At 57.7% G+C, this 13,982-nt stretch carries 10 protein-coding genes; 4 read left to right on the top strand and 6 right to left on the bottom strand.

Annotated elements, in window-relative coordinates; genetic code table 11:
• Positions 1-216 precede the first annotated feature (216 nt).
• Positions 217-1,248 carry a 3-deoxy-7-phosphoheptulonate synthase gene (locus tag ACTQXM_RS08310; RefSeq protein WP_441537570.1) on the top strand — a complete coding sequence of 344 codons (1,032 nt, stop codon included), beginning with the start codon at positions 217-219 and terminating at the stop codon, positions 1,246-1,248.
• 333 nt (positions 1,249-1,581) lie between these two features.
• Here ACTQXM_RS08310 and ACTQXM_RS08315 read toward each other — a convergent pair whose 3' ends face one another.
• From ACTQXM_RS08315 to ACTQXM_RS08330, 4 genes are all read right to left on the bottom strand, one after another.
• Entirely contained in the window at positions 1,582-2,787 is a 1,206-nt protein-coding gene (locus tag ACTQXM_RS08315) for an agmatine deiminase family protein (RefSeq protein ID WP_441537569.1), read from the bottom strand.
• Positions 2,788-3,093: 306 nt separating this feature from the next.
• Positions 3,094-4,524: an APC family permease gene (locus ACTQXM_RS08320; protein WP_441056336.1), complete on the bottom strand. Its 1,431-nt coding sequence runs from the start codon at positions 4,522-4,524 to the stop codon at positions 3,094-3,096.
• Between the two features lie 266 nt (positions 4,525-4,790).
• The gene (gene ptcA / locus ACTQXM_RS08325) at positions 4,791-5,861 is read right to left on the bottom strand and encodes a putrescine carbamoyltransferase (RefSeq protein ID WP_441537568.1); all 1,071 of its coding nucleotides are present in this window, start codon (positions 5,859-5,861) and stop codon (positions 4,791-4,793) included.
• A gap of 381 nt (positions 5,862-6,242) precedes the next feature.
• Positions 6,243-7,154 carry a response regulator transcription factor gene (locus ACTQXM_RS08330; protein WP_441537567.1) on the bottom strand — a complete coding sequence of 304 codons (912 nt, stop codon included), beginning with the start codon at positions 7,152-7,154 and terminating at the stop codon, positions 6,243-6,245.
• Between the two features lie 241 nt (positions 7,155-7,395).
• Here ACTQXM_RS08330 and ACTQXM_RS08335 point away from each other — a divergent pair, with 241 nt between their 5' ends.
• Together ACTQXM_RS08335 and ACTQXM_RS08340 are read left to right on the top strand one after the other, a co-directional pair.
• Positions 7,396-9,201: an amidohydrolase gene (locus tag ACTQXM_RS08335; protein ID WP_441537566.1), complete on the top strand. Its 1,806-nt coding sequence runs from the start codon at positions 7,396-7,398 to the stop codon at positions 9,199-9,201.
• Between the two features lie 106 nt (positions 9,202-9,307).
• Positions 9,308-9,598 carry a helix-turn-helix domain-containing protein gene (locus tag ACTQXM_RS08340; protein ID WP_441537565.1) on the top strand — a complete coding sequence of 97 codons (291 nt, stop codon included), beginning with the start codon at positions 9,308-9,310 and terminating at the stop codon, positions 9,596-9,598.
• Between the two features lie 792 nt (positions 9,599-10,390).
• Here ACTQXM_RS08340 and ACTQXM_RS08345 read toward each other — a convergent pair.
• Together ACTQXM_RS08345 and ACTQXM_RS08350 are read right to left on the bottom strand one after the other, a co-directional pair.
• Positions 10,391-11,464, bottom strand: a complete 1,074-nt coding sequence (locus tag ACTQXM_RS08345) for an SDR family NAD(P)-dependent oxidoreductase (RefSeq protein ID WP_441537564.1) — start codon at positions 11,462-11,464, stop codon at positions 10,391-10,393.
• Between the two features lie 103 nt (positions 11,465-11,567).
• Positions 11,568-12,254: an LPXTG cell wall anchor domain-containing protein gene (locus ACTQXM_RS08350; protein ID WP_441547641.1), complete on the bottom strand. Its 687-nt coding sequence runs from the start codon at positions 12,252-12,254 to the stop codon at positions 11,568-11,570.
• A gap of 973 nt (positions 12,255-13,227) precedes the next feature.
• Between ACTQXM_RS08350 and ACTQXM_RS08355 the strand changes: the two genes are divergently transcribed.
• The coding region (locus tag ACTQXM_RS08355; RefSeq protein ID WP_441537562.1) for an InlB B-repeat-containing protein at positions 13,228-13,982 on the top strand (755 nt) is incomplete at its 3' end.

The following is a 13,982-nucleotide window of genomic DNA, read 5'->3' on the forward strand; positions in this document are numbered from 1 at the left end:
GTAAGGGCTACCGCACGGGCCGATACTCAAAGCCCATTGTGGCATCCCGAGCCCGCGGAAAGAAGCTGCGCCGCGGGGGAGGCGACCCAAATGGCTTTCTCATATCGTCTTGGCAGGTTTTGGGGTGACGAGGGCTTGCACTTTAGCGTGCGACAGCGGATAATGCCGAGCATTCGACAATGCACACTTTGTCTTATTTGATTGAGGAGGCCCCGTATGGCCATGGAATTCAAGCGCAGGCTGCCGATCCCCATGGAAATCCGCGAGGAAATGCCGCTTTCCGCCGATCTTACCGCCAAAAAACAGGCATTCGACGCCGAGGTCGCCAAGGTCTTTACCGGCGAGGACGCGCGCAAGGTGCTCATCATCGGCCCGTGCTCTGCCGACCGCGAGGACTCGGTGCTTGAGTACATGAACCGACTGGCCAAGGTCGCCGAAGAGGTCAAGGACAAACTCATCATCATTCCGCGCGTCTATACCAACAAGCCGCGCACCAAGGGCACTGGCTACAAGGGCCTGCTGCACAACCCCAACCCCGAGGCTCCCGACGACCTGCTCGAGGGCGTCAAGGCCATCCGCCGTATGCACCTGCGCGTCATCGAGGAGACCGGTTTCTTTACCGCCGATGAGATGCTCTACCCGTCCAACTACCAGTACCTCGTCGACCTGCTGAGCTACGTCGCCGTGGGCGCGCGCTCGGTCGAGAACCAGGAGCATCGTCTGGTGTCGAGCGGCATTTCGGTGCCTGTGGGCATGAAGAACCCCACCGCCGGTTCCACCACCGTTATGCTCAACTCCATCTACGCCGCCCAGGCACATCAAAGCTTCATCTTCCGCAACTGGGAGGTCGAGTGCGACGGCAATCCGCTCGCGCACGCCGTCATGCGTGGCTACATTGGTCTCGACGGTCGTACCTACCCCAATTACCACTACGAGCATCTGGAGCGTCTGGCTGAGCGCTACACCGAGCATGCCGGCTACGCCAACCCGGCGGCGATCATCGACTGCAACCACGACAACTCGGGCAAGCGCCCGCTGGAGCAGCACCGCATCTGCAAGGAGGTGCTCGACAGCTGCCGCCGCAACGAGTCCATCTCCAAGCTGGTCAAGGGCTTTATGATCGAATCCTACCTGGAGGACGGTAACCAGTCTGTCGACGGCGGCGTCTTTGGCAAGTCCATCACCGACCCGTGCCTGGGCTGGGAAAAGACCGACTACCTCATCCACGAGATCGCAGAGCGGGTTTAGTTACGCGGTTTTACCAAACCGCGTAACTACTCGACGCTGCAAACCCGCCAGAACGGCAATCTGCCTTTCAGCTTCGACGGCATGACCAAAAGGTCAATGCCGCCTCGCTTCAAGGCACCTTGCTCGCTCTGGCGGGTTTTCGCTGACGTTTTTCGACCTGCATCGTTGCCAGGGTTGGCGCCAATGACTAATGCGATAACTAGCTACGTCGGTCCGCTTGACCGGCTGGGTTTTCGAGGTGCCCCAGGTCGCCGCGAAAGAGGAGCGAAGCGTGCTTTGGTACGCAAGCGACGGTTTGAGCGGCGAGATGGGGTGCCTCGGGAAGACAGACAATTACGCCGAGGGTTCCTGCTGAGTAATGCAGTGGATGTTTCCGCCACCGAAGACGACCTGCTCGGACTGAACGCCGACGCACTTGTAGACGCCCTCGCCCCAGACCTCGTCGTAGATCTCCTGGAGCGTGTCGACGGCCAGCCGGTCGTTCTCGTCGCCGTACTGCGGGACGATGACGCCGTGGTTGGTCACGAGGTAGTTCATGTAGGAGGCGATCAGCGGCTCGTCGGGGACGCGCGGCTCGGCGTTCTCGTCGGCGTCGATGGTGTCGCAGGAGGCCTGGTCCATGTACAGCGGCTTCACGGGCATGCAGAGCTTGTAGACCTTCAGCTTGCGGCCCTTGGCGTCAACCGCGTTGGAGAGGGTCTCGTAGGCGGCGTGGCACTGCTCGTAGAACGGGTACTCGGGGTCGTCGGTCCAGATGCAGACCATGACGCCCGGGGCGATGAAGGTGGCGACGTCGTCGATGTGGCCGTTGGTCTCCTCGGGGTCGATGCCCTCCTTGACCCAGATGACCTTCTCGACGCCGAGGTAGTCCTTGAGGTGCTCGGTCATGTACTCGCGAAGCTCCTCGCTCCAGGGCTCGAACTTCTTGCGGTACTTGGGCCAGAGGGACTCGGGGTCCTCCTCCTCCTCGAGCACCGCGGAGCAGGTGCGGCCGGGGGACAGGAGGCACTGGTCGGTGACGACGAGGGTGCCCTCGCCGTCGACGGTGATGGAGCCGCCCTCGAGGATCATGTCGTCGGGACGGTAGCGGCGGCAGCCGGAGAGCTCGGCCATCTTGAGGGCGATCTGCTCGTCCTTGTCCCACGGGAAGTAGAGGCCGTCGATGAGGCCGCCGTAGCCGTTGAAGTGCCAGTGGTTGGCGCGCTTATCGCCCTTGCCGTTGATGACGTAGGTGGCGCCGGTGTCGCGGAACCAGGCGTCGTCGGTGGTCATCTCGACGACGGTGACGTTCTCGTCGTTCTCGAAGACGGCCTTGCAGTTGGCGTAGTCGACCTGGTTGGCGCACATGTAGACCGGGGTGAACTCGGAGATGGCGCGGGCGATGGCGGCATACTGCTTCTGGGCGGGCTTGGCGCCGTGGGCCCAGGTGTCGGTGCGGTGGGGCCAGCCTATCCACACGCGGTCCTGGGGGGCGAACTCGGCGGGCATGAAGAAGCCGTCGGCCCTCGGGGTGGACTCGGACTCGGTGATCGTACGCATAAGATTTCCTCCAAACCGGACGATCGTCTGCCGCGGGCGGGCTGCCCGCGGCCTAGGACCAAGAGATGGCGGGCGCCCGTCCCCCGGCAGAGGTCGGGGCGCCCGGCGCCGGTTTTCACGGGGTCGCACCGGCGGGCGACGACGTAGCCAGGTGCGCGGAGACGGGACGCACGAGGGATACGGGAGAGGGGTCGGGGCGGTCGGCGGCTGCCGGAGCTATCGCCTGCACCCGCCCCGGGGGATGGTTGGCGGACCCGTCGCCCGGGCACGCCTCCGGAGAGGCCGGGGTGCCCGGAACCGGGTGCCCTAGTTCTCCTCGGCCTCCTCGGCGAGGCGCTGGGCGGCCAGCTCGGGGGTGAGGCCCTTGTACTCGGTCTCGCGGCCCTTGGCGCTGACGACGCGGACGACCTCGCCGATGAGCATGAGCACGATGAAGATGATGATCATCGGGACCTTCTCGCCGATCTCGGCGGCGGAGAACGGCGCCAGCGTCGCGACGATGGCCAGGATCAGCTCGATGCAGGGGATGGCCAGCATGACCTTCATCATCGCGCCCTTGAACGGGAACGTGAAGATGCGCTCGCGGTTGGGGTCGTTCTTGCGGAGGTTGAGGAACGCCGGGAACATCGGGATGTAGGTGAGCAGCAGGAAGACGACGGAGGTGCCGAAGAGCATCCAGAAGACGCCGTTGGAGATGGCGTCGACGGGAACGAGCTGCAGGCAGAGGACCAGGGAGGCGACGACGGCGTTGACCAGGTTGGCGCCGTTGGGCATGTCGTCCTCGGAGATCATCGAGGCGAAGACCTTGGGCATGTTGCCGTGCTCGGCGGCGTAGCGGGCGACGGAGTTGACGCCGAAGGACCAGGCGGCCATGTTGGCGAACAGGGTGATCAGGAAGGCGATGCAGATGACCTTGAAGAGCACGGAATCGCCCACCATGGTCTGGACTGCGACGATCATGCCGTAGTCGGGGTCGATGGAGTCGGCCGGGATGGCGGCGCCGATGCCGAAGCCAGCGAACAGGTAGATGGCGCCAATGGTCAGGCCGCCCAGGATGATGGACTTCGGAATGTCGTGGGTCGGGTTCTCCATGTCCTTGGCGAAGGTGCAGATGACCTCGAAGCCCGTGAAGTTGAAGATGATGATGGACAGGTAGCCCAGGGCGTTGGTGTTGGTGAGCTCGGGCAGGAAGGTGGCGGCGGACATGTCGTTCGCGAAACCGTTCTCCATGGCATACCAGATGCCCAGGGCGCCGACGATAACGGCAACGGCGACCTTGATCAGGGCGCCACCGTTGAGGACCCACTCGGAGTCGGCCGCCTTGGAGCGGCCCATGAGGTAGACGATCCACACGAAGGCGAGCTCGATGCCCATCTTGGCGATCAGGTTGAACTCGACGCCAAAGACCATGCCCAGGATGTCGGGGAACATGGTCGCCAGCGAGGCGATCCACAGGGGGTAGTTGACCCAGTAGTAGTACGAGATGCGGGCGCCCCACTTGTCGCCCAGGCCATCGCGTACCCAGTCGTAAATGCCGCCCTCGCCGTCATAGGTGGTGCCGAGCTCGGCGACGACCATGCCGTAAGGGAGCAGGAAGGTCAGGATCAGGAAGATCCACCAGAAGAACTGCTGGTTGCCGATGGCAGCAGCAGGAGCGGCGGCCTCGCAAACGAAGACGACGCAGATGATGGTCGAAATGACCGTCAGGAAGGAAAGCTTTTTCTTTCCGTCACTCATATTTAATCCTTTGCTCAGTCGTTTTCAGACAGGGCGCCAGTGCTTACACGCAGTGGCGCAGATGATGGGCAGCAAGAGACAAGCATCTGCTGCTGCCCATCAGAAAGCATCGTACAGGCCATACCACACGTCGGTGTAGATGAAGTCGGCGCCCTTGATGCACTCGGTTGTCGTCGGAGACTTTGCAGTTCTCCTCGCCGATGGCCATGAGGTCGCCCATCTCCTGCGAAGGCGGGCGAGCCGTAGCTCGCCCGACCTGGTACGTCTTACAGACCGTGCTTACCGAAAGCGGCCATGCGCTCATTGATGGTGGCGCGGTATGCCGCAGCCTTCTCCTCGTCGGGCTCGCTCTGGGGGCACAGAGTGGCCAGGATGGCGCGAATGGAGTGCTTGCGGTTCTCGGCCTCGACCCAGCACAGGGAGCGCTCGGGATCGTCCATGACCTCGTCGACGACTTCCTCGCCACGGTTGGCGGGCAGGCAGTGCATGAACATGCTGTTCGGACCGGCAACGTTCATCATATCCCAGGTCACCTGGTACTTCGGATAGAACACATCCATGTAGCTGGAGCTGGAGACTTCACTGTCGTAGAGGCCGTACCACACATCGGTGTACACGAAGTCGGCGCCCTCGATGCAGGAAATGTCGTCGGAAATGGTGATGGTGCCGCCGGAGACCTTGCAGTTCTCCTCGCCGATAGCCATGAGATGCTTGCCGAACTCGGCGCGCTCCTCATCGGTGCCAATATGCAGGCAGCCGTCGGGAATCTGATGCCCCTTCGGTCCGAACTGCACGAAGTCCATGCCCATCTTCGTGCAGATGAACATGAGCGACGCGCAGGTCTGGGTGGCATCGCCGATCCAGGCAAACTTGCAGTCCTCGATCTTCTTACCGGCGGGCAAGTTCTCGATCATGGTCATGAGGTCGCCGAGCTCCTGGGTGGGATGGTTGTACTCGCTCATGCCGTTGATGACGGGGGCCGCGGAGTACTTCGCCAAGCTCACTACATCCTTATGACGATCGACGCGGGCCATGAGGATGTCGACGAGGCTTCCCATAACGCGGCCGGAGTCCTCGATGGACTCATGGCCACCCAGCTGGATGGAGCCGGGGCCGAAGAACTCGGCGTGACCGCCGAGGTCGGTCATGGCCGTCTCGAAGGAGATGCGGGTACGGGTGGACACCTGCTGGAAAATCATGCCGAGGGTCTTGTCCTTCAGCAGGTGCGGGTACTCGCCGCCCTCCTTGATGAGCCCCTTCATGGCGATGGCCAGATCTACCATGCCGAGCAGCTCTTCTTTTGTGAAGTCGTTGGTGTCGATGTAATCTTTGACCATTGAAATCTCCTTCAAAATTCGTTGGCCGGACCGCCCCTTGCGGACCGCGCTCCCATGAAGCGCCCCGAAATGAGCGAGACGCTCCCTTGCGCCACACAGCATGGGGCGCACCCGTAGTTTTGAGAAGAAATAACCAGGATTATTTTCAGATTACATTAGCTCACCGCACACCTTGCCCTGGCTAATCCTAGCTAATCCTAACTAATCCTAACTAGTCCTAACGCCTAAACGGATTGATATTGAACTGGTTTCTTCGCCCTGTGCGCCGCTGTCAACACCTTGCGCCTCCGTTCTAAGGAACCGACGCGCCCGACGCCCAAGAATACGTAGACGGCTGATCCCGTAGGGGGCGGCCGCATAGCCGCACCGATCCCCAGCCTCTCAGAGCCCGGCCCTCTTGCGGCCGCTCAGTTCCTTTCTAAGTTTTTGCGCAAGCTCGTCTCGGCCACTCACACCAAGCTTGGCGTAAATATTCGATATGTGGGTTTTCACCGTGTTGACGGAAATGCATTCTTGCTCAGCAATCTCCTTGTTCGATGCGCCCTTTTCAAGGAGCGACAACAGTACTTCCTCGCGCTTGGTCAGCCCGTATTCGCGAGCGATCCAGGGCACAAGGGATTCCGCCAACCGCACATTACGTATCCGCCGATGATGTGCAAGAAAGACATACGCAGCCACGGTGAAGCAAAGCGCCATAATCTCAACGGGAACCCTACGAGGAGAGACAGAGCGCGCGCCGCCCTCCTGTCTAAAGGCCAAATACGTTGCTGCTTCCGCCAAGGCATATATGAGCACAAGTAAGAGCGAGAGAACCCATCGCCATCGGCTCATGCGTCGAAACTCTGCCGCCAAACAGAAGATGCCGTACCCTATTACCCAGATCGCCAACAACCTGGTAAAGAGAAACTCGCGCCATAGTGCAACCGATTCGACTGACGAAGCACCACTTGCCCATGCCACCATCATGCAAACTGCCCAAAAAAATCCCTCTACGAGAGAGAAGCTGCGCGAGAGCAAGCTGCCGAGAACGAGCCGATACAAGAGGATTACCACCATGTTGAATGCAACACGGAACATAGGATAGGCGTTTCGTGCGCCCTCGAATTGCATCGCGAATTCCGGAACGAACTCATACATGAATACAGTATTAATATCTATCGTATACGCAAGGAAGGTGAGCGCGACGAAGAGATAGCCCCGCCTGCGCTCGACATAATGCAGACTCCCATAGGCAGCACTGACAAACGCATAGGCGATGCAACTTGCCACATTGTAGAGAAAAGCGAGGGACACGACTCCTCCTTCATCAAGCGGCATCATTATAGAAGATTTAGCACCCAAAGCTAAAACTACCCCAACGTCCGATTTGTCTCCCTGCATTTTCACTGTTCAGAGACAGGGGGATAGAAAATCATCCTCCGGTTAATCTCAAATCCCTCTCTGTTCTTCTTAACAAAGAACCCCCTGACTCTTAAGGTTGAATTACTGCAGCGCAAAAAAGAGACAGCGCTGCAACCAAATTAAGGAGGGTCTTATGAGCACATCCCATCAGAAGCAACCTCTCAGCCGCCGTCGTTTCGTCATTGGATCGAGCGCCCTAGCGGCTGCCGCGTTCTCGGGCGGACTCTGGGGATGCGCATCCGGGGAGCAGCCTGGATCAAATGCCACGCCCGGTTCCGCCGATCAAAACATTGCCGATATCGTGCTCCGCAACGGCCATGTGCAGACCATGGTGTCAGAAAGCGATGTTGCATCAGCCGTCGCTATCGCGGGCAACAAGATCGTGTACGTGGGCGACGATTCGGGCATCGATGCTTTCGTAGGAGACAAGACTCAAGTCATCGACCTCGATGGCAAGTTCGTCTCCCCCGGCTTCATTGACGGCCACATCCACGCCCCCGCCAACTGGTTCAACGCCCTCTTCCAGATCGACCTGACGGGGCTTACCACCAACGAGGAATACCTCGAGGCAATCCGCGCCTTCGTGGAAGACCATCCCGACGAGGAGGGCTACATCGGAGCGCCTTTCATGCTCAATGCCTACCAGCTTCCCGACGGCTCGAATCCCGGGCCCTCGAAAGAAGATCTAGATGCCATCTGCCCCGATAAGCCCATTCTCATCCACGACGTCTCCTACCACGCCGCTTGGGTCAATTCCAAGGCCCTCGAAATGGCTGGCGTAACTGCCGACACCCCCGACCCAGAAGGCGGCCTGTTCTATCGCAATGAGAAGGGAGAGCCTTCGGGGTGCGTCTCCGATGCCGCCAAGGGAATTGTATTCGCCATCATGCCCAACACCATGACCAACGATAAGCTGAAAAAGGCCATGCGCAAATTCATGAAGGAAGCAAACTCCTATGGCATAACCGGCATTACAAATATCACCCAAGGCGGTCTTGATATTATCGACATGTATCACAAGTTGGAGGACGAGGGCAATTTGACCCTGCGTATGCGCGTCGTCCCCACCATGAAAGAAGGCCGCACCTATGACGAGGTGCTTTCCGCCATCAAGTCCTACAACGACTCCGCCACAGACATGATTTCTTCGAATACCGTGAAGATTTTCTACGACGGAGTGACCGAAAGAGGCACCGCCGTCTTCCTGGAACCCTACCAGGAATCAACGGGACTCGGTGATCATTGGTGCGGCGAACCCATCTGGTCTCAGGAAGACTTTACCCGTCTTGTACACGACTTTGATGCAGAAGGCGTTCAGGTGCACGTGCACGCCATGGGCGACGGCGCCGTTCACGGCACCCTTGATGCCTTCGAGGAGGCTCGGGCGACCAATGGGAAGCGCGACGCGCGGCACACGATCACCCACGTATGCGCCATTACCGATGAGGATATCCAGCGCATGGCCGATTTGGATGTAGTGGCGAATCTCCAATTCCTGATGATGTACCACGATGATCTCATGGACCTGGAGCGCGCCTATATCGGCGACAAGCGCGCCATGGCGTTGTACCCAACAAAGCACTTGGCCGAGGCAGGCATCTGCATCAGCGGCTCCTCAGACGCCCCCGTCATTCCATTTGCCCCGCTCGATGCGATCGAGGTTGGCGTTACCCGCAACTCGCCCTATCCCGAGGAAGAGGACACCGACATGACCCGCTGGCCCGAACAGGGGCTCACAGCCTACCAGCTGCTCGAGGCCTACACCAAGAACGACGCCTACCAGAACTTCATGGACGATATTATCGGCACCGTTGAAGTAGGCAAGTTCGCCGATCTCGTCGTGCTGGACACCAACATTCTCGAAGCCGATGCCAAGGCCATCTCCGACACGCGCGTGATCTACACCATCTCCGACGGCCGCATCGTCTACAAGGGATAGAACCACGCCAAAAGGTGCCAGCAATACAGAACGGCTCACAAACCCTCGAACACAAGCCCCCGCGGCTCTGCGGTCATTAGTCCCGCAGAGCCGCGGGGGCCAATCTATGCGACTTCGCAGTCCTTACCGGCACTGCGGCAATACGCAAACACGCAGTATCCCGAAAGGGCTTCTCGCTCTCCAATTTGCTTTAGCGCACTTTACTACCGGCGAGAAAATCAGGTACTACCGTAAGCTTCGCGGGCTCTATCAGGGAGAGCTGGGCGAGAAAATCGGCGTCTCCGAGGGCGCGAACCGTCACTATGAGACGAATTTCAGGACTCCCAAGCAGCCTCAGGTGGAAGCCATCGCCGAAGCTCTCGACATCTCTCCGCTTGCCTGTTGGACTTCAGGGTAGAGAACGCCCGAGACCTCCTGGGCCTCCTTCTGCAGCTGGAGGACGAGTTCGGCATCGTGCCTGTCGAGAATGGATCGGGCCTTTCAATCGATGTATCTGCCGAGAAGGCGCCCGCCGCTGCCCGGCCTCCCTCAGGGTCTCAACGTACATAAGGTCGACGGCCAGCCCCCCTCAGCTCGATCCCCGCCCTAAGCCTCGGTCTGCTAGTCGTGTGCCTGTTCACCTAGGAGAAAGCATGCCAAAGGCAGCGCTGGACCATGGTTTGCGGCCAGGTCTCGCGCACGCCCCTGGAGAACCCGCCGTCGGGGGCGAGCGTGGGCCAGACCTCCCGGAACTCGGCCGTCCTGCTCCTGAAGGCCCGCCCGCCGCAGTAGGGACAATAGACGGTCTTCATGGGCACCTCTTCCGAAAGGGTTTTTAACGGTTCCGGAAAAGGTTATCTGCCTGCGGGAACGATAGGCAACCGGACACACATTCTGTCCGAGCGGTTAAAAGCGGGCACGGAATTCAAACGGCTGAAAAAGGGGCATCGACCTGTGCCGATGCCCCCAACGTGGACACACATTTTGTCCTATAAGCCTTAGCCAACAGATTGCCTGCACAAAAAACATGGCCACCCGCAAAGGGTGGCCATGTAGATTTTATCTGCAAGAAATCTTTTGCGTGCGTGGTGTGCTTTCGCGCATTCAGTCATGCGCGCCTTCGCGCTTTCACACTCTAGCACGTTCATGCGTCCACGCTTTCCGCATTCTCGCGTTCGCGCTTTCGTACTGGTCTATTCGCCTGTACGAATTACCACGTGCGGGAATTCATCTGGCGGAACTGAGCAACGGTTGGAGCGTGCGAATTCATGCCGCCGTCAACGTTAATGATCTGTCCTGTGGTGTAGGTACTTTCATCGGAGCCAAAATATACGGCTGCATGAGCAATGTCTTCTGGGCAACCGTAGCGGTTAACCATGATGCTACCCAAGAAGATATCTTTGAGCATCTGAGGAACCTTCGCCTCGTTTTCTGGCGTAACAATCAAGCCTGGACGGATGCAATTGCAGCGGATGTTGTCTTTGCCGTATTGCAAGGCAACGTATTGCGTGAAGATGTCTACGCCCGCCTTGGCGCATGCATAAGCGGTAGAACCTAAGTCGCCTGCACATGATGCCATAGAGCCAATGTTTACGATTGCGCCGCCACCAATTTCTTTCATGTAGGGGATAGCGCACTTCGTTGCATAGAAGGTGCCGCGCAGGTCGCTTTCCAAAATAGCGTCCCACATTTCAAGGGTGAGCTCGTCAACACGACCGTCCTTGAGGGCAACGTTTGCTGCATTGTTTACCAAAATATCGAGCTTGCCGTATTGCTCTACAGTGTCTGCAATAAGCGCTTCGATGCTTGCTGGTTCGGTAATGTCGAAATAGTGGAAGCTTGCCTTGCCGCCTGCTTCAACAATTTGATCAACTACAACTTGGCCTTTTTCGGCACGACGACCACTAATAACAACCGTTGCGCCCTCGGCTGCGTATACCTTTGCGATACCGATGCCAATGCCGCTGGTGGAACCCGTTACGATAGCAACTTTGCCTTCGAGTCTACCCATTGTGTTCCCTTTCTCGTTCAAATAATCGATAAGGTATTTGTATTCCTTTTTTGCGTGTTTGTGAATATTTGCATAGAAAAAGCGGATGGCAGGCGTGTGGATTTCGGCAGGAAGGGAAGGGGCCGGCCGCGTTGCGTGCACTGCCGTATTCTTTTCTGCAGGAAAATATGTTGAGCTGCTCGTTTTTCTGTTTGAATAGTAGACAGATTCAGCATGGTCAGAGGCTGCTAGCAAACAATTTACCCCCTCAACAAAACGCTTGCTCTCTGACATGCCATGCTCGCGCACAAAGTTGGGGCCTTCCCAGACGGGAAGGCCCCTTTGCTGATTATCTTAGCGCTTCATTTCAATGGAGCTGCACCAATGGTATCCGTGCTTATTTATAGTTGTTGCGCTTTCTGAACGTGAAGAGCGCCCCAGCACCAGCCGTAAGTACAACAGCGCAGATGCCCATCAGGTACAGGGCGGCGCTATCGCCGGTGTGAGGGAGATTGGATACAGACTTATCGGAGTTGCCCTCGACGATGGTCAGCTTGGCATCGTCGATGTTCACGATGAACTGGTCGGTCACATCGTTGCCCTCGGCATCGGTCACGACCGCCTGACCGCTTTTCGTTACAGGGTACTCGCCTGCATCGGTGCCCGTTGCAGAAGCCTCAACACCGGAAACGTAGAAGGTCTGACCATTGATCTGGAACTCCAGGGTCTCGAAACCAGATACGGACTTCTCGGTGCCGTCGTAGGTAGCGGACTTGGAATTGGGAGTGAGGGTGATCTGGTACTTCTCGCTACGGTCGGTAACGGTCAGGGTTCCATACGTCTTGTTGATCTGATAGTTGTCCAGATTGGTTCCCTCGTTGGGGATGCATTCGAATGTATTCTCAGAGGCGCCGACGATCTTCTGCGAGCCGGCGAAAGAATAGGTGGCACCTTGGCCATCGACCCAACCAGTGCCCCAGGCAGCCTCCCCAACGGTGACCTCGTGATTGGTCAAGGGCTTGCCGTCGTACTCCTTGGAACCACTCGCGGAGGTCAGGGTGACCGGACGCTTTTCGACCCTCAAGACACCATAACGTATGGAAATATTGTAGTGTTTCTCGAAGTATTCCTCACTACCTAAAGGTAACACTACGTCAAACGTATTTTCCGATTCGCCAGCATTCGTCTGAGACCCGGTAATATTGAATCGAACTCCGTCTTCGTCAAGAGGAGCCCAACCGTCCCCATCGACACTAATTCCTCCGATAGTAAGAGGGGTGCCGTCATAGATCTTGTAGTCGCTCGAGGAAGACAACCTTACGTCACGCTTTGTAATCTCGATTTCGAAGCGTTCCTCATCCGCATCACCCCCCGAAACCATCAAAGTCACGTGGCCGAGTTCAGTTCCCGTTACAGAAACGGTCTGCCCATTAGGCGATTTGTCAATACTCGAGATTTCGATAGCTCCACCGTCCTCAGAGGACCAAGTCCAATTATATTCAGACCTTGATGTTCCATTGGTATATTGCGCAGTCATGTAGTACTTAATCTGATTTGGGCCACTGATTGCAGGGGCATCAGCGAAAGCTGCAACGGGTAGAAAAGATGCTGCCAGCACTGCCGCCAGCATCACCCTCGCAAATCTTTTCGCAAGCGATTGGGAGAGAACTGCAGTTTCGACCTCTCCCCATTTGGAGAATTTGGAATCCATGAAGCTCATGTCTGCTCCAATCGCATCGAATTGAACCAACGTAAAACGCAACACGACGTACAGTGTGTTGCTGCGTTTTTTCGATTTGGTAAAGAATAACCGAATCTTTGTTGGCTATGCGTCGTTTGAATGTAATTACCCCTCTAATAAATCATATTTGTTACTTTTCAGCACCACCAAACCAGATTCTGCCTCCTTCGAATTAGGCACCCACCCCATCAAGACCACGAAGCATCCCCGTCCAGAGCAAGCCCGAGCCGAGCAAGGGCCATGCCCGAAAATAATTCTTTGTTAACATGAAATGCAATGTTGCAATAGGGAACGCACGCTTGAACTGGAGGATACGATGAAGATACAGGCTAAAGAGACCTTGGCCAGGCGCCGGACGGTTTTCGTCCTCACGCTCGCAGCCATAGTCGGCGTTTGCGCTTTCACCTTCTCCGGCACCCAGAATTACGCCTGGGCTGAAGACGAAGGACCCATTGCCACTTGGAATAGCGCCCCAGAGCCGGGAGTTGGCGGCGTTCCAGCAACAGCTGGAAAGAACCTTACGCTTGAAATAAAACGAGCTAGCTCGAGCGATGACCTGGAAGCCTTCATCATGAATAACGGCAACGATCCAATTCCCCCATCTGTCCTTAAGCTGACAACGGAAGAGGGATCGGTATTAACCGCCCGTTTTGTTTCACCTATTTCTCCTACCGATCAATCAGGATCTTCCATTGAAGGCTCGGATGCCAATACCCGATTCACTAAAGCAGAGCTTTATGAAACCGTCACCGTGACCTTCAATATGAACAGCCACGGAACCCAGATCGACCCCATTACGGTCGAGAAGGGGACATCCGTTACCCTGCCCCAGCCCACAGACCCGAATTATGACTTCGGCGGCTGGTTCACCGATGAGAGCCTCACCACCTCGTTCAACGGCACCGCCGCTACGAGCATGACCGTCTACGCCAAATGGACCAAAAAGGAAAAGGTCACCGTTTGGGACTGCGGACGATTTCTTGGACCGTTACGCGGCCCTTCCCAGCGCGGCGCGGAACTCGGCCGGCGTGCGGCCGCCGAGCGCATCGCTGCGCCTCTCCGTATTGTATC

Source organism: Collinsella sp. LCP19S3_D3, from assembly GCF_052121455.1.
Classification (GTDB): Bacteria; Actinomycetota; Coriobacteriia; order Coriobacteriales; family Coriobacteriaceae; genus Collinsella.

Coding starts and splice junctions, on each gene's coding strand:
- ACTQXM_RS08310 (WP_441537570.1), top strand. CDS start 217: ATGGCCATGGAATTCAAGCGCAGGCTGCCGATCCCCATGGAAATCCGC.
- ACTQXM_RS08315 (WP_441537569.1), bottom strand. CDS start 2,787: ATGCGTACGATCACCGAGTCCGAGTCCACCCCGAGGGCCGACGGCTTC.
- ACTQXM_RS08320 (WP_441056336.1), bottom strand. CDS start 4,524: ATGAGTGACGGAAAGAAAAAGCTTTCCTTCCTGACGGTCATTTCGACC.
- ptcA (WP_441537568.1), bottom strand. CDS start 5,861: ATGGTCAAAGATTACATCGACACCAACGACTTCACAAAAGAAGAGCTG.
- ACTQXM_RS08335 (WP_441537566.1), top strand. CDS start 7,396: ATGAGCACATCCCATCAGAAGCAACCTCTCAGCCGCCGTCGTTTCGTC.
- ACTQXM_RS08340 (WP_441537565.1), top strand. CDS start 9,308: ATGCGACTTCGCAGTCCTTACCGGCACTGCGGCAATACGCAAACACGC.
- ACTQXM_RS08345 (WP_441537564.1), bottom strand. CDS start 11,464: ATGTCAGAGAGCAAGCGTTTTGTTGAGGGGGTAAATTGTTTGCTAGCA.